The 19,696-nt window shown below is 37.2% G+C and carries 14 protein-coding genes; all 14 read left to right on the top strand.

The window, feature by feature from the left end; genetic code table 11:
- The first annotated feature begins 14 nt into the window (after positions 1-14).
- The 14 genes from EUBIFOR_RS08565 (at position 15) to EUBIFOR_RS08505 (ending at position 19,676) form a co-directional block, all read left to right on the top strand.
- Positions 15-1,703 carry an AAA family ATPase gene (locus EUBIFOR_RS08565; RefSeq protein WP_003865629.1) on the top strand — a complete coding sequence of 563 codons (1,689 nt, stop codon included), beginning with the start codon at positions 15-17 and terminating at the stop codon, positions 1,701-1,703.
- Between the two features lie 14 nt (positions 1,704-1,717).
- Positions 1,718-1,888 carry a hypothetical protein gene (locus EUBIFOR_RS12780; protein ID WP_003865628.1) on the top strand — a complete coding sequence of 57 codons (171 nt, stop codon included), beginning with the start codon at positions 1,718-1,720 and terminating at the stop codon, positions 1,886-1,888.
- A gap of 19 nt (positions 1,889-1,907) precedes the next feature.
- Positions 1,908-3,602, top strand: a complete 1,695-nt coding sequence (locus EUBIFOR_RS08560; RefSeq protein WP_244264168.1) for a TniQ family protein — start codon at positions 1,908-1,910, stop codon at positions 3,600-3,602.
- Between the two features lie 114 nt (positions 3,603-3,716).
- Positions 3,717-4,937, top strand: coding sequence for a hypothetical protein (locus tag EUBIFOR_RS12205; RefSeq protein WP_003865626.1), 1,221 nt, complete (start codon positions 3,717-3,719; stop codon positions 4,935-4,937).
- Positions 4,938-5,363: 426 nt separating this feature from the next.
- Positions 5,364-6,239: an Rpn family recombination-promoting nuclease/putative transposase gene (locus EUBIFOR_RS08550; RefSeq protein ID WP_003865625.1), complete on the top strand. Its 876-nt coding sequence runs from the start codon at positions 5,364-5,366 to the stop codon at positions 6,237-6,239.
- A gap of 277 nt (positions 6,240-6,516) precedes the next feature.
- Positions 6,517-7,641 (top strand): pyruvate formate lyase family protein, encoded by a 1,125-nt coding sequence (locus EUBIFOR_RS08545; protein WP_425268505.1) that lies wholly within the window; start codon positions 6,517-6,519, stop codon positions 7,639-7,641.
- Between the two features lie 406 nt (positions 7,642-8,047).
- A complete protein-coding gene (locus tag EUBIFOR_RS08540) occupies positions 8,048-9,706 on the top strand; it encodes an ABC transporter substrate-binding protein (RefSeq protein WP_003865623.1) in 1,659 nt (552 codons plus the stop codon).
- A gap of 293 nt (positions 9,707-9,999) precedes the next feature.
- Positions 10,000-10,488: a 5-(carboxyamino)imidazole ribonucleotide mutase gene (gene purE / locus EUBIFOR_RS08535; RefSeq protein ID WP_003865622.1), complete on the top strand. Its 489-nt coding sequence runs from the start codon at positions 10,000-10,002 to the stop codon at positions 10,486-10,488.
- Positions 10,489-10,498: 10 nt separating this feature from the next.
- A complete protein-coding gene (locus tag EUBIFOR_RS08530) occupies positions 10,499-14,200 on the top strand; it encodes a phosphoribosylformylglycinamidine synthase (protein WP_040466404.1) in 3,702 nt (1,233 codons plus the stop codon).
- Between the two features lies 1 nt (position 14,201).
- Entirely contained in the window at positions 14,202-15,581 is a 1,380-nt protein-coding gene (gene purF, locus EUBIFOR_RS08525) for an amidophosphoribosyltransferase (protein WP_003865620.1), read from the top strand.
- Between the two features lie 3 nt (positions 15,582-15,584).
- Positions 15,585-16,616: a phosphoribosylformylglycinamidine cyclo-ligase gene (gene purM / locus EUBIFOR_RS08520; protein WP_003865619.1), complete on the top strand. Its 1,032-nt coding sequence runs from the start codon at positions 15,585-15,587 to the stop codon at positions 16,614-16,616.
- Positions 16,610-17,194, top strand: coding sequence for a phosphoribosylglycinamide formyltransferase (purN, locus tag EUBIFOR_RS08515; RefSeq protein ID WP_003865618.1), 585 nt, complete (start codon positions 16,610-16,612; stop codon positions 17,192-17,194). Before purM ends, purN begins: the two co-directional genes overlap by 7 nt.
- Positions 17,191-18,723: a bifunctional phosphoribosylaminoimidazolecarboxamide formyltransferase/IMP cyclohydrolase gene (gene purH, locus EUBIFOR_RS08510; protein WP_003865617.1), complete on the top strand. Its 1,533-nt coding sequence runs from the start codon at positions 17,191-17,193 to the stop codon at positions 18,721-18,723. The genes purN and purH overlap by 4 nt, the downstream gene beginning before the upstream one ends.
- Positions 18,724-18,773: 50 nt before the next feature.
- The gene (locus tag EUBIFOR_RS08505) at positions 18,774-19,676 is read left to right on the top strand and encodes a serine hydrolase (protein WP_003865616.1); all 903 of its coding nucleotides are present in this window, start codon (positions 18,774-18,776) and stop codon (positions 19,674-19,676) included.
- Positions 19,677-19,696 lie beyond the last annotated feature (20 nt).

Raw genomic sequence — 19,696 nt, 5'->3', positions numbered from 1 at the left:
GAAAGGAAGAAAACATGGAGAGACTGAAATGTAATTTAACATTCCGTGAACTTAGAAAAGATGAAAATCTTTATGATGATGTAGACCTGACCGCGGGGAGCATGGTAGATGCGCAGTACCGCAGAGTCGCCGGATATGAAGATAATCCTGATGTATGCGCATTGCCGAAGATGCCTTCGGTAAGGGATATCCTGGCTCTTGGAATGGTTAATCCTCCGGGATACGACAGAGAACAGGTAGAAAAAATGAGTACTGCTGAAAAATTAGCCGCAATAGAAGACATTGACATGGCAATGATCCCACTTGGAATTCATGTAGATGTAGCCCGTACAATCTGGAAGTTTTTGGACCGCAGATATAAAGGGGCTGACGTCATGATTTCCGCAAACGAAGATGAGAAAGCGTATGGGAAAGGAAGCTTTGGACGTGCTATCGTTCTGTATCAGAAGCTGGAGGCCCCAAGCCCGATTGGATTTCTGCTTCATGGGAAGACCGGATGCGGAAAGACTATGGCTGTGAACTTAGCGTGTCGCATGTATCCTAATGTAATCTATCATGAGTTTGAGGACTGCAGCTATGTACAGATCCCCATCGTCATGGTGACAGCGCTCAGAAAAGATATCAGAGACGTGTTTGAATCCATTGCTGCAGCATTTGACAGATTTCTGGATACCGGAGATTACCATAGAAGAAGGGCCGTTGGGGCCAAGAGTATCTCTGCAACAGAAGGGCTTGTAAAGAAATGGATCGAACTCTATCATGTCGGACTCATCATCGTAGATGAAGTACAGTTCCTTGATTTCTCGCCAAAAAAGAAGAACATCGAGGACATTGTAAGTATCACACAGGCAACCGGGGCACAGTTCGGACTCATTGGTAACGATGACGGATATAGAGCTATACTGGAATATGACAGGCTTAACAGGCGCGTAGCAAAAAACATTATCAATGCAGACGAGGTTACGAAGAATAATGTACGTTTGTTTGAGAATGCAATCAAGACACTTTGGAGATATCAGTTCGGGAACGTGGAAAGTCCGTTCACAACAGAAATCGAGGAACTTCTCATGTACCATTCATCCAGGAATATAGCACTCCTGAAATACATCGTGATTACTATACAGACGAAGGATGTAATCGAGAAGCGCATGGAGCCGATTGATGTGCCATTCATCGAGAAAACGATTGGGAGGGACATGGAGACACTCCGAAAACTGCTCGCTGATCCTGATGATCCGGAAGATGCACAGTATCACGAGTATATTACAAAGCTCTATGCAAGGCAGGCTAAAGAGGTCGCTACGGAAAATGACGAAGAAAAAGGAAGGCTGTTTGATATGATGGCGGCGGGCGAACTGACCAGGAAAAGAGAAGCGGTCCGCAGCAGAGCTTTCCAGTCAATCAGCGACACTTCAAATTATACTGAAACGCAGATCAACCGCGCAATCAGACAGGCAATCGATAAGGAACCGGATATCCTGGATCACCCTTCGAAGTTTCTTGCACAGAAGGCTATGGAAATATTGAAAAAGGCAAACGCAAAGGTGAAACGTAAAAATACCGCCACAGCTAATCAGGCGAAGAAAGGGAAAAGCGATGCAGCTGCGATTGACAGAGAGACAAGCCAGGGGCTTACAGCTTTGAAAAAAGCTATGAATGAGCAGGAAATATCCTCCGTTTCCAGTGAGAAGCGGGGATTGTAAAAAAGGAGAAGATTATGAGATTACCAAAGAGCATCCGAATAAGAATCTATGATGCTGTGAAGGCAGGCGTTGATGAGAAAGGCTGCTGGACCGCTTCCGAAGATGGATTCGAGGGCAGGACAATTACCAGGGAAGAAAGAAATATCCTGCAGGATCTGGTGAATCATGGGTATGTAAAGAGATGAAAGAAAGGGGTGTATACGATTGAACAAATACAGGTTTCCAATATGGTTTCGGATATATCCGGATGAGAACATTGTGTCATGGCTGGAAGCTTTGTTTTCAGTTAACGGAATGTCAAAAAAGGCTTTCTCTGTTACTTTAGAGGGAAGTACGGAATTGTTAGAGCTTGAGAATATCTGTAGAAAATATGAAGGTGATAAGTTTCCGACGCTGGAAGAGATTATGTCGAGGCACTCAGAATTCAGCACGATGATGCCGTTTCGTAATGAAAGCATGAATGTTCTTGTGGCAGAGCAGGTCATCCGGCAGGCGGAAGATTTTCATATGATTCCAGGCAATAAAAAGAATCATTGCAAAGTACTGAGGTGCTGTCCGGAATGCCTGGCTGAAGACATGGCAAACGGGAGACGTCCCTATATCAGAGCGTGGCATTCGCTCCATGGTGTAACAGCCTGTGCAAAGCATGGCTGCAGGTTACAGATTTACTCAATCTATGACAGCGATAAACCGGTTGTTCCAGCAGATGAAGAAAGCCTCCGGTATGCGAAATTCCTCTACCAGGTTTATCTGCATCAGCCAAAAGTCACGTTAGATGATATAAAAGACCTGCTTGCCGGTACGAAGACCGGACGATTGATACTGGACAGGCTGACAATTAACTGCATTATCAAAGCTTTCTGTGAAAAGTATGAGCCTGACGAGTTCATAGAGCAGATCAAAGGAAGAGAAAAAGAAGGATGTCAGATTGCAAGCAATACATGTCCGCACTGCGGGACGATTTACCATTCCTTCGGCCTGGCCAGGTCTTATGGATATGAATGTCCGATATGCGAGAGGAAATATGATGGCCTGGAGCTGCTGCAGAAAAGAATAGATCTTTCCTGGAACGGAGAATACGAGGTGACTGGATACGAGGATGAAGCTCATGTCAGAATCCGTCACAGACCATGCGGAAGGGAATATATACTGCCGCTGAATGCTCGTGGTCTTACAAAAAGACAGTTATGTGACAAGTGCAATTATAAGTATCGGGACAGAATCGGCAGGAAAGCCACAATGAATAGTGGTGAAACATGCAGGATTATTGCTTATCGGTCTTCGATGGATTTAGATGTAGAGTTTGAGGATGGAGCTGTTGCCAAACACACGACTTATACGAATTTTAAGTTAGGAATGATCGGCCGTCCCGATGACACACCTGAAGAACAGGCAAAGCGCAGACTTGGAGAAAAGAGAACCATGAACTGCGGGCTTGAAGCTGAGATTATTCGGTATGGAGCTTATGCCGATATTGATGTTAGGTTTGAAGATGGCTATATTGCCAGGCATGCAGCATATAAAGAATTTTTAAACGGGTCCATCAGGCCTCCGATTGATCGTGTCGGAGAAACAGGTATTATGAACAATGGGCTCAAAGCTACAATTATTGCATATCGAAAACATATAGATATGGATGTTCTTTTTGAGGACGGTTCGGTTGCGGAGCATATTGATTACAAAAATTTTACGGAAGGGCGTGTTGCAAGGCCGCAGGACTCCAGAAGAAATAGAGGGAAGTTCCGTATCGGCGAAAAGAGAATTATGAAATGCGGACTTGAAGCAGAGATTATTTCGTATCGTAAAAGCGATGATATGGATGTGCGATTTCCTGATGGTGTGATTGTAAAGAATGTACAGTATACGAATTTCAAACGAGGGATGGTAGGGCATCCGTAAGACGAAGACACTGGCAAAAAGCTGGTGTCTTTTTTGCTGTATGGAAGAAATAAGTATTTGGGATATTCTGACATATATAGGGTAAGAACAAATGCAAAAAGCGAGGGATAACTTATGGTAGCAAAAATAGATAGAGTTGGCGAAACACGCGTGATGAACTGTGGTATGAAAGCCACTATCATTCGATATGGGGGATATAACGATATAGATGTTCGATTTGAAGATGGAGCTGTGGCGGAACATAAGACATATGGAGCATTTAAAAAGAGTGGAATCGCCAATTCAAACATTAAAGCTTTCGCAAAAAACCGTCTTGGAGAAACCTGGATGATGAATTGCGGTATGGAAGCTACTATTATTCGATACGGGAAGTATTCAGACATTGATATTCGTTTTGAAGATGGAAAAGTAGTAGTACATAAAAAGTATGATCAGTTTAAAAAAGGCGAAATAGCCAATCCAAACATGAAAGCTTCTGCTGAAAACCGTCTTGGTGAAACCCGAATGATGAACTGTGGTATGAAAGCGACTATTATTCGATATGGTGGATGTAATGATATAGATGTTCGTTTTGAAGATGAAAAAGTAGTAGTACATAAAGCGTATGACCATTTTAAAAAAGGCGAAATAGCCAATCCAAACATTAAAGCTTCTGCAGTAAATCGTCTTGGTGAAACCCGAATGATGAACTGTGGTATGAAAGCGACTATTATTCGATATGGTGGATGTAATGATATAGATGTTCGTTTTGAGGGCGGAACTGTGGTGAAAGATAGACAATATAAAGATTTTAAAAAAGGGAAAATTGCCAATCAAAATTTCAATCCACGTCTTGGAGAAACCCAAATGATGAATTGTGGTATGAAAGCGACAATTATTCGATACAATGGGGTACGTGACATTGACGTTCGTTTTGAAGATGGGACTATTGTAGGGAGCAAAACATATAATGCATTCAAAAAAGGTAGTATCGCCAATCAAAACATCAAAACTTCCGCTGAAAATTGCCTTGGCGAAACCCGTATGATGAACTGTGGTATGGAAACAACAATTATTCGATACAATACAAGCAAAGATATTGACGTTCGTTTCGGAGATGGGACTGTGGTGAAATATAGAACGTATAACCAGTTTAAAAAAGGTGAAATTGCCCATCAATCACTCAGTCTAAATAACGGTTCCAAAGACTTCCACGGCTTTATCTGTAGACGAGGTTTTATAGATGAAGATCGAACCCTTTACGAATGTATCTGTAAACATTGTGGCTTAGAGGATGTTTTAACCCCTCAGGAAATGATGGAACATGAAAAATTAGAACATGGAGAGGGCAAATAAGCGTTTGGGATATTCTGACATATATAGGGTAAGAACAAATACATAAAAGCTAGACTTGGTGAAACTAAAATAATGAATTGCGGTATGGAAGCTACAATTATTCGATATAAAGTTCTGCCGTTTAGCGGGCCTTTTTTCTACGTCGCAGATTTTCTGACACATTATAAATGAAACATAGAAAAATTGGAGTCAGAAAAAGGAGGAAACAACTATGATTACAACATAACAACAAAAACGCTGGAAGGATTCTAATATTCTGTCAATCGTGAACTGGTTGACGATACAAATGATATTTTGTATGATAAGGATAAGAGGAATAAATATAAATCCAGCAGAATAGGGGGAATCCCTGAAACTTTAGATCAGGGATGCCTATGAGCTTTCCCTGATCGTTTTTACATCAGATTAGGGAAAGGATAACAATCTATGGGACAAAAAGACATAACAGAAAAACTTCTGGAAGACTATAATGACGTCTTCGCAGACATTGTCAATGTTCTTTTATTTCGCGGAAATCGGATCGTGAAAGAAGAATCATTGAAAGAAACAAAAGTAAAATCACAGTATAAGGCCGAAGCTGGAAAACTGCATGAACAGGAAAGGGATGTAGCCAAATATTGGCAGGATGGTAACGCTCTTGTTGCAATCTGCGGACTGGAAAACCAGACTGTAGAAGAGAAATATATGCCATTAAGAGTTTTCAGCTACGATGGAGCTTCTTACCGACGGCAGCTGTTGTCGGAAAATGATGAGAATCCCATTGTTCCGGTCGTGTCATTGGTACTTCATTTTGGGATGAAAAAATGGTCATCACCTCATAATCTGAAAGGGGTTATTGATATTCCAAAGGAACTGGAGCCATATGTAAATGACTACAAGGCAAATATCTTTAACATTGCTTTTTTAGATGATGAAACGGTGCAGATGTTCCAAAGTGATTTTCGAATAGTTGCAGATTTCTTTGTTCAGAAAAGGAAAAACAAAGACTATGTGCCGGATAAGCACAAAATAAAGCATGTAGACGAAATGTTGAAACTTCTGCAGGTGCTGACCGGAGACGACAGGTATAATGTAAAATTTTCTGAAACAGAAAAGAAGGAGGACATTAAGATGTGTGATGTAATGGAAAGAGCAGTAAATAAGGGAAAAGAGGAAGTTCGTGAAGAAGAAAGAATCAATTCAATAAAGGTTTTAATATCTTCGCTTGAAGAGTTCGGCATTTCAAGTGAAGCTATTATTGAAAAAGTTATGGAAAAATTCAATTTTTCTCGTGACGAAGCAACAAAGTATGTGAATAAGTAAACGTTTTTAAAGTGGAAGGTCTGCCGTTTAGCGGGCCTTTTTCTACATCGCAGATTTTCTGATTTCTACCTTCAAAAATATCCTTTGAAAAACCAAACCAGCCTTCAGGAAAAGAAATTTGCTGCCGGGGTAAAAAATCAAAAGAGATTGTGGAAAATTGGAATCAAAGGTTCCCTGATACAAAAGCTCTCATTTCCATAGTGAATTTCGGAAAGGGAAGTGAATAACGGGGAAAATAAACGAAAACATGCGGTTTTCGAGCATCTAAACGGAAGTAATTAAATGGAAAATCACAGTAGAAACAGCAGTTCCAGGTAAATGGGGTTATCGTTGTACGGGAATGTCTTATATCAATTTTCCAAGAATGCTTTTGTGTACGATGAATAATGGTGTGGATCTTACAAGTAATAAACGTTTTACAAAAGGATATGGCTATTTTACGGAAATGGAAAGTTATGAAGAACTTTTAAAAGCATGGGATAAAACAATAAGGGAAATTACTCGATATAGTGTTATTGTAGAAAATGTAATTGATAAGGCCTCTGAAAGAGATGTGCCAGACATTCTTTGTTCGGCTTTGACAGATGATTGTATTGCCAGAGGCAAAACCATCAAAGAAGGTGGAGCGGTCTATGATTTTATTTCAGGACTTCAAGTAGGAATTGCGAACATGGCAGATTGTTTGGCAGCTATAAAGAAGTTAGTGTATGAAGAAAAGAAAATCACAAGACAAGAGCTTTGGGATGCGATCTTAGATGATTTTTCATCACCTGAAAACAAAAAAATTCAGGAAATGTTGATTCGTGAAGCACCAAAATATGGAAATGATGATGATTATGTCGATCAGTTAATTGTGGAAGCTTATGATTCTTATATTGAAGAAATCGAAAAATATCCGAATACACGCTATAATAGAGGACCAATTGGCGGAATTCGTTATGCAGGAACTTCTTCAATTAGTGCGAATGTTGGACAAGGTATGTCAACGATGGCTACGCCGGATGGACGAAATGCATTCGAACCTTTGGCAGAAGGTTGCAGTCCAGCGCATAACAGCGATAAAAATGGACCTACAGCTGTGTTTAAAAGTGTGTCTAAGCTTCGTACAAATAAAATTACGGGTGGAGTTCTGCTAAATCAAAAAATGACACCTCAAATGTTGTCGACTGAAGAAAATCGACAAAAATTAGAATTGTTGATTAAAACTTTCTTTAATCGCTTACATGGATATCACGTTCAATATAACATTGTTTCTAAAGAAACTTTGATTGATGCACAGAAGCATCCTGAAAAACATAAGGATTTAATTGTTCGTGTAGCCGGATATAGTGCTTTCTTTAATGTGCTTTCTAAAAAGACGCAAGATGATATTATTGGTAGAACAGAACAATCTTTAATGTAAGAAAATGTAAATTATTTGTAAAAACGGTATTGAAAACGGATTTTATTAGGTGTATTCTATAGGCAACCGATGCGAAAGAGATCAAACTAAGAACCGGATACAAAGAGATTCTAGTCATGGTGGAAGCTAGATTATTACGACTTAGCAAATGGACTTTCAAGGGCAAGGTGAAAAGATTTTCTTAGTAGCTGCGACGTGTTCCGTGCGTTAAATGGATCGAATGTGATGGCATTCTAGAGGTGGGTATAACCATACCAATTCAGGTGGTACCGCAGATTATTTTGATATTCTGTCCTGTGTCAAATTTTTAATTTGATGCAGGATTTTTTATTTATAAGGAGAGTGATGAAAAGTGTTAGCTGACTGGTGGTGGTACAAAAAATAAATAATTAGGAGGTAAAGGAATATGTACAAAAAATTATTAGTATGTGGATTAGCTTTATTAATGTGTGGGTGCAGTACAAAAGCTGCAGGTAATGATCAAGTGTTGACAGTCGGATTGAGTTCTGAAATGAATGGCACATTTTCACCTATGTATTATCAAACGACAAATGATTCTTATGTGGTGGATTTGGTGTACCAAGGATTGTTGAAATACAACAAAAAAGGAGAATTAGTTGCGGATTTGGCTAAGTCCTTACCAAAAATTAGTGAAGATGGAAAGACAATGACATTTAAATTAAAGAAAGGCATTAAGTTTAGTGATGGATCCAAGTTTACTTCAAAAGATGTGCAGACAACATTTACCGTTATGGCAGATCCAAGTTATACAGGTCGTTTTGCGAACAATGTTGATTTTTTAGATGGCTATAGCGAATATCACGATGCAAATGCGTCTAGCTTTACTGGAATTGAAACACCAGATAACTATACAGTTGTTTTCCATTTGGATAAACCTAGAATCGATGCGGTTTCTACACTTGGAACACAGAAGATTTGTAGTTCAGAATATTTAAATTATAAAAAAGGAAAAACAGAAAGTATTGAAAAGAAGAATAGTAAGCCAATTGGAACGGGTGCTTATGTATTGAAAAAATTTGAGAAGACAAGTGGAGCTAGTTTAGTTTCAAATTCAAAGTTTAAGGCGAAAAAAGGACAATATCAGATTTCTAAAATCATGATCAAAAAGACAGATACTTCAACAGAAGTTAAAGAATTGGAAAATGGAACAGTGGACTATATTCCAGATGTGATTGAGGCAAATAAAATAAAATCTGTACAAAAGAATAAGAGTTTATCTGTTGATTCTTATCCAAGCGATCGAGAAAGCTTTATTATCTTTAATTCTTATGCAGGAGCTTGCAGTGATGTTGCCATAAGAAAAGCCATCGGATATGGATTTAATGCCCAAGAATATATTGATAATTACTATCAAATTGATGGTATGGCTTATAAGCCTGGTACTTTTGGAAATCCTGTTTCTTTAAATAATGGAAAAATGATTCGTAATGAAGAAAAAGCGGATGGTGTCACTTATTATGATTATGATGTTGAAAAGGCCAATCAAATCTTAGAGGATGCAGGATATACATTGGCAGAGGATGGATATCGTTATAAAGATGGTGAAAAATTAACCATTCGTTTCTTGGCAAATAAAGATAAGGATTCTTTGGATTCTTTGATTCCAGTTTTGCAGAAGTGTTTAAATGCGATTGGAATTGATTTTAAAGCCAATACCGTTGAATTTAATACGGTTATTAACACAGTGCAGGATGATGCACAAACAGATAGCTGGGATGCAACATATCTTGGATTTTCTTATGGCTCACCAGATGATACGGGTATTAACTTTATCTTAAGAACGGGTGCTACAAATAACTTTGGTCGTTTAAGTGATGAACAACTCGATGCTTATCTAGATGCCGGTATGTATACATCCGATAATGATGTATCTAAAGAGAATTATCATAATGCTTTAGTTCGTCAAAGTGAATTGTGTGGTTATTTACCTGTAGATTCGACTAAAACATATTGTTTAAGAAACAAGAATATCAAAGGAATGCATACAACATCTATTTATAACTGGGTTCAATCTATTGCGACGGCTTATATTGTAAATAAATAACGTATGATGTATCCTAATGGATATTAGGGCAAAGTAAAGTCCTGTACTAACTCATGTTGGTGCAGGATTTTCTTGTATGGGGAGAAATTTTATGCCTAGAGTTTAACTTTAATGAAATATAGGTTGTCATTTGAGTTGATTTTAGGTATTATAATTCTGCAGAAGTGTTTTTCTGATTTTGGAGGTCTTACTTATGGTCTTAAGAAGATTTACCACAATTGATAGAGAAGAATTGCTTTTTTAAGCGTGCCTACTATAGGTGCGCTTTTTTTGTTTTGAAAGGAAGGTCATTTATGGAAACAAAGCGTGTTTTAATTGTGATGGGTTCTCGTTCAGACTTACCTAGTATGGAAGGCTGTATGAAACAATTAGACGATTTTCAAGTCGGCTATGAAGTTCGTGTATTAAGTGCTCACCGTACTCCGGAAGCTGTTTTGGAATTGTCAAAGACAGCGTGCGAACGTGGAATTCAGGTTATTATTGCGGCAGCTGGAGGAGCAGCACATTTAGCTGGAGTTTTAGCTAGCTCTACACCGTTGCCAGTTATTGGAATCCCTATTCAGACATCTGCTTTAGGTGGATTGGATTCATTATTATCAACAGTACAAATGCCTCAAGGAGTTCCTGTTGCGACTGTAGCAATTGGTAAATCGGGGGCAAGAAATGCAGCTATCTTAGCTTGTCAGATGATTGGACTTAATGATAAGTCATTACAGGATAAGATTGTTGAATTTAAAAAAGAACAAGCACAAAAAGTATTAGAACAGTCAATTGTTGAATAAGGAGAAGGAAATGGATACTCGTATTTTTGTTCATAAAAAAGAACAGTTTCAGGTTGAAAGTGAATCATTAGCGGCTGAATTAAGACAATCTTTATCTTTAAAAGAAGATTTCGGTCTAACAAAATACAATTTATATGATATTTTTAACGCTGATGAAAATGATATTGAACTATTAAAGAAAAATGTATGTAGTGAAGTTGTTACAGATGATGTATATGATTCTGTAGACTTAGAAGGTAAATCATATTTGGCATATGAATTTTTGCCAGGTCAATATGATCAAAGAGCAGACAGTGCAATGCAGTGTTTAATGCTTTTGAACAACAAACAAACAGTACGTATTCATTCAGGTACTTTGTTAGTGTTTTTAAACCCAGTAGATGAAGAAACACTTAATAAAATTACACATTATATTGTTAACCCTGTTGAAGCACGTGTTAAAGACCTTTCTGTATTGGTAGATGATCAGGATGTTGAAGTAAAAGATGTTCCTGTTTTAGAAGGATTTACAACAAAGACGAAAGAAGAATTAGATTCTTTACGTCAGACTTTAGGGTTGGCCATGTCTCAAGCGGACATTGAGCATGTTCAACGTTATTTTGAAAAGGAAGAAAAAAGAGATTGCACAATGACTGAACTTCGTGTGCTAGACACATATTGGTCAGATCACTGCCGTCATACTACTTTTGAAACTGTATTAGATGATGTACATTTCCATTTGGATACATTATCCGATGAATTACAGGCTTCTTATGATAAATATTTAAAATTACGTCAAGAAGTTCATGGAAATCGTAAAGAAAAAACATTGATGGATATGGCTACTATTGCTGGAAAATATCTTCGTAAACAAGGTAAGCTTGATGATATGGAGATTACCGATGAAATCAATGCGTGTAGTGTAGAGATTACAGTGGATGTAGATGGAAAAGACGAACAATGGCTATTGATGTTTAAAAATGAAACACATAACCACCCTACAGAAATTGAACCATTTGGTGGAGCAAGTACATGTATTGGTGGAGCTATTCGTGACCCATTATCAGGACGTAGTTATGTATATCAAGCTATGCGTATTACAGGGGCTGGAGACATCACGAAACCAATTAGTGAAACATTAGAGCACAAATTACCTCAATCAAAGATTTCAAAGACAGCGGCTCATGGTTATTCAAGTTATGGTAACCAAATTGGTTTGGCAACTACATTTGTAGATGAAATCTATGATGATGGTTATGTAGCTAAACGTATGGAGGTTGGTGCGGTAGTTGGTGCAGCTCCTAAATCACATGTAAAACGTGAACAACCACAAGCAGGCGATATCATTGTTATGATTGGTGGAGCTACTGGTCGTGATGGAATTGGTGGAGCCACAGGTTCTAGTAAAGAACATAATGAAACAAGTTTAGAAAAATGTTCAAGTGAAGTTCAAAAAGGTAATGCCTTAATTGAACGTAAATTACAGCGTTTATTTAGAAATCCTGCTTGTACAAAATTAATTAAAAAGGCCAATGATTTTGGAGCCGGTGGAGTTAGTGTTGCCGTAGGTGAACTTGCGGATGGATTGGATATTAACTTAGATGCTGTTCCAGTTAAATATCAAGGTTTAGATGGTACAGAATTAGCTATTAGTGAATCCCAAGAACGTATGGCTGTATGTATTGAGGCTAAAGATTTTGAAAAGTTCAAAGAAGAAGCATATAAGGAAAATTTAGATGCTATCAAAGTTGCGGATGTTACAGATACAAATCGTTTAGTCATGAAATGGCGCGGTGAAACGATTGTGGATATGTCTCGTGCTTTCTTGGATACAAATGGTGTCCGTCAACACCAGGTTGTTGATGTTTGCGAAAATGAATATGATGAACATCCATTTGATGCAGTTAAATCAGATTTAAATACAGTATTACAAGATGCGAATGTCGCAAGTCAGATTGGTTTGGCAGAAATGTTTGATGCTTCAATCGGAAAGAGTACAGTATTGATGCCTTTTGGAGGTAAATATCAATTAACTCCAGAAGAAGGTTCTGTACAAAAATTACCAGTTCATGGAATGACAAACACATGTTCTGTTATGACATATGGATATGATCCAAAAGTATCTAAATATTCTCCATATTTAGGTGCTAGTTATTCAGTTGTTGAGGCATTAGCTCGTATTACAGCATTGGGTGCTGACTATAAGAAGTGTCGTTTATCAAATCAGGAATATTTTGAACATTTAGGTGCAGATGCACAAAAATGGGGACAACCATTTGAAGCTTTATTAGGTTTGATTGATGCACAATTGGCATTTGAAACGCCTAGTATTGGTGGAAAAGACTCTATGAGTGGAACTTATAAAGATATTCACGTACCACCAACAGTAATCACTTTCGCAGTTACTACAGCTAAAACAGGTGATATTGTTTCTGCTTCATTTAAAAATCCTGGAGACTATGTATATTTGGTAAAACATACGCCAGTTAAGAATCATGTTCCAAACTATGAACAATTGAAAGAAAATTTTGAAACGGTTCATAAATTGATGCAAGAAAAGAAAATTGTAGCGGCAAGCACAATTAAATTTGGTGGATTAGGTGCAACTATTGCGAAGATGGCGTTTGGATCTAAAGTCGGTGTTGCGATCAATACAGAAGAAGATGTATACGGATTTAATTTAGGTTCAATGATTGTTGAAGCTACAGAAAGTATTCAAGATGAACGTTTAGAATTGATTGGTATCTTAAATGATGATTCTAAGATTGTATTAAATGAAGAAACAGTCGAAATTGAAGATGCATTAAAGGCTTGGACAAAACGTTATAGTGAAATTTATCCAATGATTGTAGATGAAGGAAAAGAAACGTTAGAAACTCCTTTAAATGATGTGGAAGTACCAATGTCTAAGGTTGTAGTGGAAACACCGAAGGTAGTTATTCCTATTTTCCCTGGACAAAACTGTGAATTTGATACAACAGCTAAGTTTGAACGTGCTGGTGCCGAAGTAAAACAAGTCGTATTTAATAACTTGACAGTTGAAAATATTCAAAAGAGTATTGAAACATTGGCTGAAGAAATCAGTACAGCTCAAATTTTAATGATTGTAGGTGGATTTAGTAGTGGTGATGAACCAGATGGTTCAGGTAAATTTATTGCGAACGTATTAAGAAATCCAAAGATTGCCCAAGCTATTGATACAATGCGTGCAAATGATGGATTGATTTTAGGTATTTGTAATGGATTCCAAGCATTGATTAAATCGGGATTATTGCCTTATGGTGATATGGAAAGATTGGATGAAGAAAATCCAACATTATTCAGAAATAACATTAACCGTCACGTATCGCATATTGCACGTACACGCATTACAAGCAATGCATCTCCATGGCTTGCTGGTATGAAAGCGGGAAATGTATATTCAGTGGCTGTTAGTCATGGTGAAGGTAAATTTGTTGCGAGTGAAGAAGTGTTAAATAAATTGATTGAAAATGGTCAGGTTGCGACACAATATGTAAATGAAAAGGGTGTTCCAACAATGGATGGAAAAGACAACTTGAATGGTTCAAGTATGGCAATTGAAGGTATTTTCTCTGAGGATGGAAAAATCTTTGGTAAGATGGGTCATAGTGAACGTTATGAAAGAGGTTTATTCCAAAATATTGCAGGAAATAAAGACCAGGATATTTTCGCAAATGGTGTTCGTTACTTTACACACAAACAGGTGAAGTAAAATGGCGATGCAAAAGGTAGTTCAAGATTCTTCTGGGATCGTAGGCTTGTTCAATGTAGAACAAGCTGCCCAGAACATCTATTTAGCAATGCATGCCATTCAGCATCGTGGACAAGATGGTGTTGGTGTGGCTGTGAGTAATGGGGAAAACGTTGTTTGTAAAAAGGGATTAGGATTGTTGTCTGAGAATTTAAAACAAGATACATTGAATTCTTTAGATGGTGATATTGCGATTGGTCAACTTCGCATGGCTACAAAAAATGATTCTCAATTAGAAAATGTTCAACCGATTATGGTGCGTAGTCACCAAAGATATTTTGCGGTCGTATCAAGTGGTATGGTCACAAATGCAGTTTCATTAAGAACAAAGTTAGAGAATGAAGGCTTAATTTTCCAGGGAACAAGTGATTCTGAATTGTTAGCACACTTGATTCAATTGAATCCGGGTTCTTTTGAAGAAAAAATCACAAAGGCTTGTCGTATGATGAGTGGTGCCTACACATTTATGGTCATCACAAAAGATAGTTTATATGTAGTAAGAGATCCACATGGAATTCGTTCTTTATATATTGCCAAAGTAAATGATGGATATTGTATCAGTAGTGAAACTTGTTCGTTCCCAATTCTTGGTGGAGAATTTGTTCGTGAAGTCAATCCAGGTGAATTAATTTGTTTCAATAATGAAGGAATGAAATCTACTCAGATTTTTGAAGATACAGAAACAAAGGCATGTGCTTTAGAATATGTATATTATTCTAGACCGGACAGCGTTCATAATGGTTTAACGGTTCATGAAGTAAGAAAACAATGTGGTTATTATTTAGCCAAAGAAGAGGATGTTAAGGCGGATATTGTTGTTGGTGTTCCTGATTCGGCTTTAAGTGCAGCTGCAAGCTTTGCTAGAACATTAAATGTACCGTATGAAACGGGATTAATCAAAAACCGCTATATTGGTTCTACATTTATTCGTCCAACACAGCAACAAAGAATGCAAGGTATGCGTGTGCGTTTAAATGCGATCAGTTCTGTTGTTAAAGATAAAAGTGTATATCTAGTGGATGATAGTGTTGTAAAAGGATTTACATCACGTAGAATTTGTCAGCTATTAAAAGAGGCAGGTGCAAAAGAAGTGCATTTACGTATTGCTTCGCCAATGTTGAAATATCCTTGTTTATATGGAGCGGATTCAACGGCACAAAAAGATTTAGCTGCTTTCAATTATTCGGTAGATGAAATGAAACAGTTGTTCCAAGTGGATTCGTTACGTTTTATAAGCGTGGAGGATTTCAAAAAATGTGTACCTGAAACAAGTTGTTTAGCTTGTTGTACAGGTGAATATCCAGAAGAGTTACAAGATTATAAAGATGAGGTAAAGGAGTAGAGTATGGCAGAACATTATGCAGCAGCAGGCGTTAGTTTAGAGGCAGGATATAAATCTGTTGAATTGATTAAGGAGCATGTTAAGAAAACAATGCGTCCAGAAGTATTAGGAGGACTTGGTGGTTTCTCTGGTGCGTTTTCATTATCTAAAATTAAAGATATGGAAGAGCCAGTGTTGCTTTCTGGTACGGATGGTTGTGGAACAAAAGTTAAACTTGCGATGGTTATGAATAAGCATGACACAATTGGTATTGATGCTGTCGCAATGTGTGTGAATGATATCGCATGTGCTGGAGGAGAACCATTATTCTTCTTGGATTACATCGCATGTGGCAAGAATGTTCCAGAAAAAATTGCAGATATTGTTAAAGGTGTTTCTGAGGGTTGTTTACAATCTGAAGCCGCTTTAATTGGTGGAGAAACGGCAGAGCATCCAGGTTTGATGCCAGAAGATGATTATGATCTAGCTGGTTTTGCGGTTGGTGTTTGTGATAAAAAAGATATGATTACTGGTAAGAATCTAAATGTTGGAGATGTCTTGATTGGACTTCCTTCAACTGGAGTTCACAGTAATGGTTTCTCATTGGTTCGTAATGTATTTGATATTACAGAAGAATCATTAAATACATATTATGATGAACTAGGCAAAACTTTAGGAGAAGCGTTACTTGCACCTACAAAGATTTATGTTAAGGCATTAAAGCATATTAAAGCTTCAGGAATCACGTTAAAAGCTTGCAGCCACATTACGGGTGGTGGATTCTATGAAAACGTTCCTCGTATGTTAAAGGATGGAATGGGAGTTGAAATTGATACGAAAGCTTTCCCAAAACCTCCAATCTTTGATTTGATTCAAAAAAATGGGGATATTTCAACAAAAGAAATGTATAACGTATTCAATATGGGACTTGGTTTTGTGATGGCAGTAGATCCGGCGGATGTAGAAAAGGTTCAAACTGTATTAAGTGAAATCAATGAACCTAGCTATGTGGTTGGTAAAGTAACTGAAACAGGACAGGTAGATGTTCAATGGTAAATATTGCGGTATTTGCGAGTGGTTCGGGTACTAACTTCGAAACAATCTTGTCACATATTGAAGATGGTTCTTTACATGTGAATTGTGCTTGCTTGATAGCTGATAAAGAGAATGCGTATGCAAGAGTTCGTGCGCACAATCATGGAGTAGAAGAGTTTTACTTTAATCCAAAGGGATATGATGGTAAAGCGGATTATGAAGCGGCTATTTTAGAAGTATTAAAAGAAAAAAAGGTAGATTTGATTGTGTTAAGTGGATATATGCGTTTCATTGGACACACTTTGTTGAGTGCTTATCCAAATCGCATTATCAATTTGCATCCAGCTTATTTACCTGAATTTCCAGGAGCTCATAGTATTGCGGATGCATATGAGGCAAAAGTGGCACAAACTGGAGTTACTGTTCATTTCGTAGACGAAGGGGTGGATACAGGACCTATCATTCGTCAAGAAAGAGTAGCAATCGATCCATCTTGGGATTTAGAAACATTAGAATCGCATGTACATGCGATGGAATATGATTTGTTCTGGCAAGTCATTGAACAAGTCGCAAAAAGTATTGAGGAGGAAAAAGAATGAAGCGAGCATTAGTGAGCGTATCTGATAAAACAGGTTTAGTTGAATTTGTACAGGGGCTAGTAGATTGTGGATATGAAATTATTTCTACTGGAGGAACAAAAAAAGCTTTAGAAGCAGCAGGAATCCATCCGATTGGGATTAGTGATGTCACTGGTTTTCCTGAAATTATGGATGGTCGTGTAAAAACTTTACATCCAAAAGTTCATGGTGCATTGCTTTGTGTTCGTTCAAACCCGGATCATGTTCGTCAATTACAAGAATTAGGTATTGAGTATATTGATTTGGTTTGTGTGAACTTATATCCTTTCAAAGAAACTGTGTTAAAACCTGGTGTTACACACGAAGAAATTATTGAGAATATTGATATTGGTGGTCCAAGTATGCTTCGTAGTGCTTCTAAAAATTATCAAAGTATTCCGGTTCTTTGTGATCCAAAAGATTATGATAAGGTTCTTGAGGAAATTAGAGAAAATCATGAAACAACATTAGAAACGCGTGAGCGCTTAGCTGCAAAAGTATTCCGTCATACAGCTCGTTATGATGCGATGATTGCGGATTATTTAACTAAGAAAACACATGAAGAATTCCCAGAAAGTATGACAATTACTTTTGATAAGGTTCAAGACTTGCGTTATGGTGAAAACCCTCATCAAAAGGCTGCTTTCTATAAGGGTATGAATCCTCAATATTCTTTGGCAAATGCAACACAGCTTCATGGTAAAGAATTATCTTACAACAATATTCAGGATGGTAATGCGGCAATTGAAATTCTAAAGGATTTTGAAGGTCAATTTGCGGCTGTTGGTGTTAAACACATGAATCCATGTGGTGTTGGTATTGGTGAAAATATTGAAGCAGCTTGGGATAAAGCTTATGAAGCAGATTCAATTTCAATTTTTGGTGGTATTGTTGCGTTAAACGCAAAAGTTGAAAAGGGATTGGCAGAAAAATTATCTAAGATTTTCTTGGAAATTATCATTGCACCAGATTTCTCTGAGGAAGCATTAGAAATCTTGACTCGTAAGAAAAATATTCGATTAATGAAATTAGATACTAGCTTATCTGTTTCAAGTGCGTTAAAATATACAAATGTTAACGATGGTCTATTGGTTCAAGAAATGGATCAACATATAATTAACGAGGAAGATTTAAAATGTGTAACGAATCGTAAACCAACTGAAGAAGAAATCAAACAATTGTTGTTTGGATGGAAAGTTGTTAAACATGTAAAATCAAATGCGATCGTATTGGCAAAAAATGATATGACAGTTGGTGTTGGTGCTGGTCAGATGAATCGTGTCGGTGCTGCAAAGATTGCAATCGAACAAGCTGGAGAAAAAGCAAAGGGTTCAGTTTTAGCAAGTGATGCATTCTTCCCAATGCCAGATACTGTGCAGGAAGCTATCAAAGCGGGTGTTACTGCAATCATTCAGCCGGGTGGATCTATTAAAGATCAACTTTCAATTGATGAGTGTAATGAACATGGTATAACAATGGTATTTACAGGGGTTCGTCATTTTAAACATTAATATAAAAGAGTCTGAATAGACTCTTTTTCATAGTTTGGAAGGGTCTATTTATGGATAAGAAAAACAAAATCGTAATCATTTCTTTATTATCTATTTTATTAATTGCACTCTGTATGTTTGCTTCTGAAATAAATAGTACAAAAAAGAAGGCATTTACATCTGTGAGTGAAATAGAGGAAGATCAAAGTACAGAAGTAAAAAATGAAGATAACAGTAAATATATAGATATGGCTTTAGCAAAGGAAATTGAAGCATATTTCCAAGAAAATAATATTGATCATGAGAGTGTGTCGTATTGTATTACAGATTTGAAACATAATATAAAATACAGTATGAATGAAAAGGATGAGTTTATTGCAGGTAGTATATATAAGCTTCCTTTGGCCATGTTATATTATGATAAAGTGAATAGTGGTGATTATACTATGGAATCAACTTTACCATATAGTGGTTATATGCATGAGGATGCGGGTGTTATTAGTTCAAATTATACGATTGGAAGTCAAATACCATTAAGTGAATTATTGGATGCAGCAATTGTTTATTCGGATAATGATGCGGGTCATATATTGTTTGAAAATCTAGGCGGATGGAAAGAATATAAAGAAGCCATGACGAAGTATACAAGTTCAATTAGTGATAATTATTATTCAGAGGACAATGTTTCAACCGCAAATACAATGAATGATGTAATTACTTATTTATATGCTCATAAGGATGAGTATCAAGAATTGATAGACAACATGAAAAAAGCAGAGCCAGGAGAGTATTTAGATCGAGATATTCAACAGGGTATGCCTCAAAAATATGGTATGTATGATTATGCATTGAATAGTGTCGGCTTTGTAGAATGCGAAACACCATATAGCATAGTTGTATTAACAAGTTTAGGTGATAAAGGCGCTGATGTCATGGCAAAAATTAATAGCATTGCATACGAACATTTTAAATAAGGTCGAAGGGGCCTTATTTT

The sequence above is a fragment of the Holdemanella biformis DSM 3989 genome (assembly GCF_000156655.1).
GTDB classification, from domain to species: domain Bacteria; phylum Bacillota_I; class Bacilli_A; order Erysipelotrichales; family Erysipelotrichaceae; genus Holdemanella; species Holdemanella biformis.
The sequence above is the reverse complement of the archived record's forward strand: the minus strand, read 5'-3'. Positions and strand labels throughout refer to the sequence as shown.

Coding starts and splice junctions, on each gene's coding strand:
- purH (WP_003865617.1), top strand. CDS start 17,191: ATGAAGCGAGCATTAGTGAGCGTATCTGATAAAACAGGTTTAGTTGAA.
- EUBIFOR_RS08540 (WP_003865623.1), top strand. CDS start 8,048: ATGTACAAAAAATTATTAGTATGTGGATTAGCTTTATTAATGTGTGGG.
- EUBIFOR_RS08530 (WP_040466404.1), top strand. CDS start 10,499: ATGGATACTCGTATTTTTGTTCATAAAAAAGAACAGTTTCAGGTTGAA.
- purN (WP_003865618.1), top strand. CDS start 16,610: ATGGTAAATATTGCGGTATTTGCGAGTGGTTCGGGTACTAACTTCGAA.
- EUBIFOR_RS08505 (WP_003865616.1), top strand. CDS start 18,774: ATGGATAAGAAAAACAAAATCGTAATCATTTCTTTATTATCTATTTTA.
- EUBIFOR_RS12780 (WP_003865628.1), top strand. CDS start 1,718: ATGAGATTACCAAAGAGCATCCGAATAAGAATCTATGATGCTGTGAAG.
- purM (WP_003865619.1), top strand. CDS start 15,585: ATGGCAGAACATTATGCAGCAGCAGGCGTTAGTTTAGAGGCAGGATAT.
- purE (WP_003865622.1), top strand. CDS start 10,000: ATGGAAACAAAGCGTGTTTTAATTGTGATGGGTTCTCGTTCAGACTTA.
- EUBIFOR_RS12205 (WP_003865626.1), top strand. CDS start 3,717: ATGGTAGCAAAAATAGATAGAGTTGGCGAAACACGCGTGATGAACTGT.
- EUBIFOR_RS08550 (WP_003865625.1), top strand. CDS start 5,364: ATGGGACAAAAAGACATAACAGAAAAACTTCTGGAAGACTATAATGAC.
- purF (WP_003865620.1), top strand. CDS start 14,202: ATGGCGATGCAAAAGGTAGTTCAAGATTCTTCTGGGATCGTAGGCTTG.
- EUBIFOR_RS08565 (WP_003865629.1), top strand. CDS start 15: ATGGAGAGACTGAAATGTAATTTAACATTCCGTGAACTTAGAAAAGAT.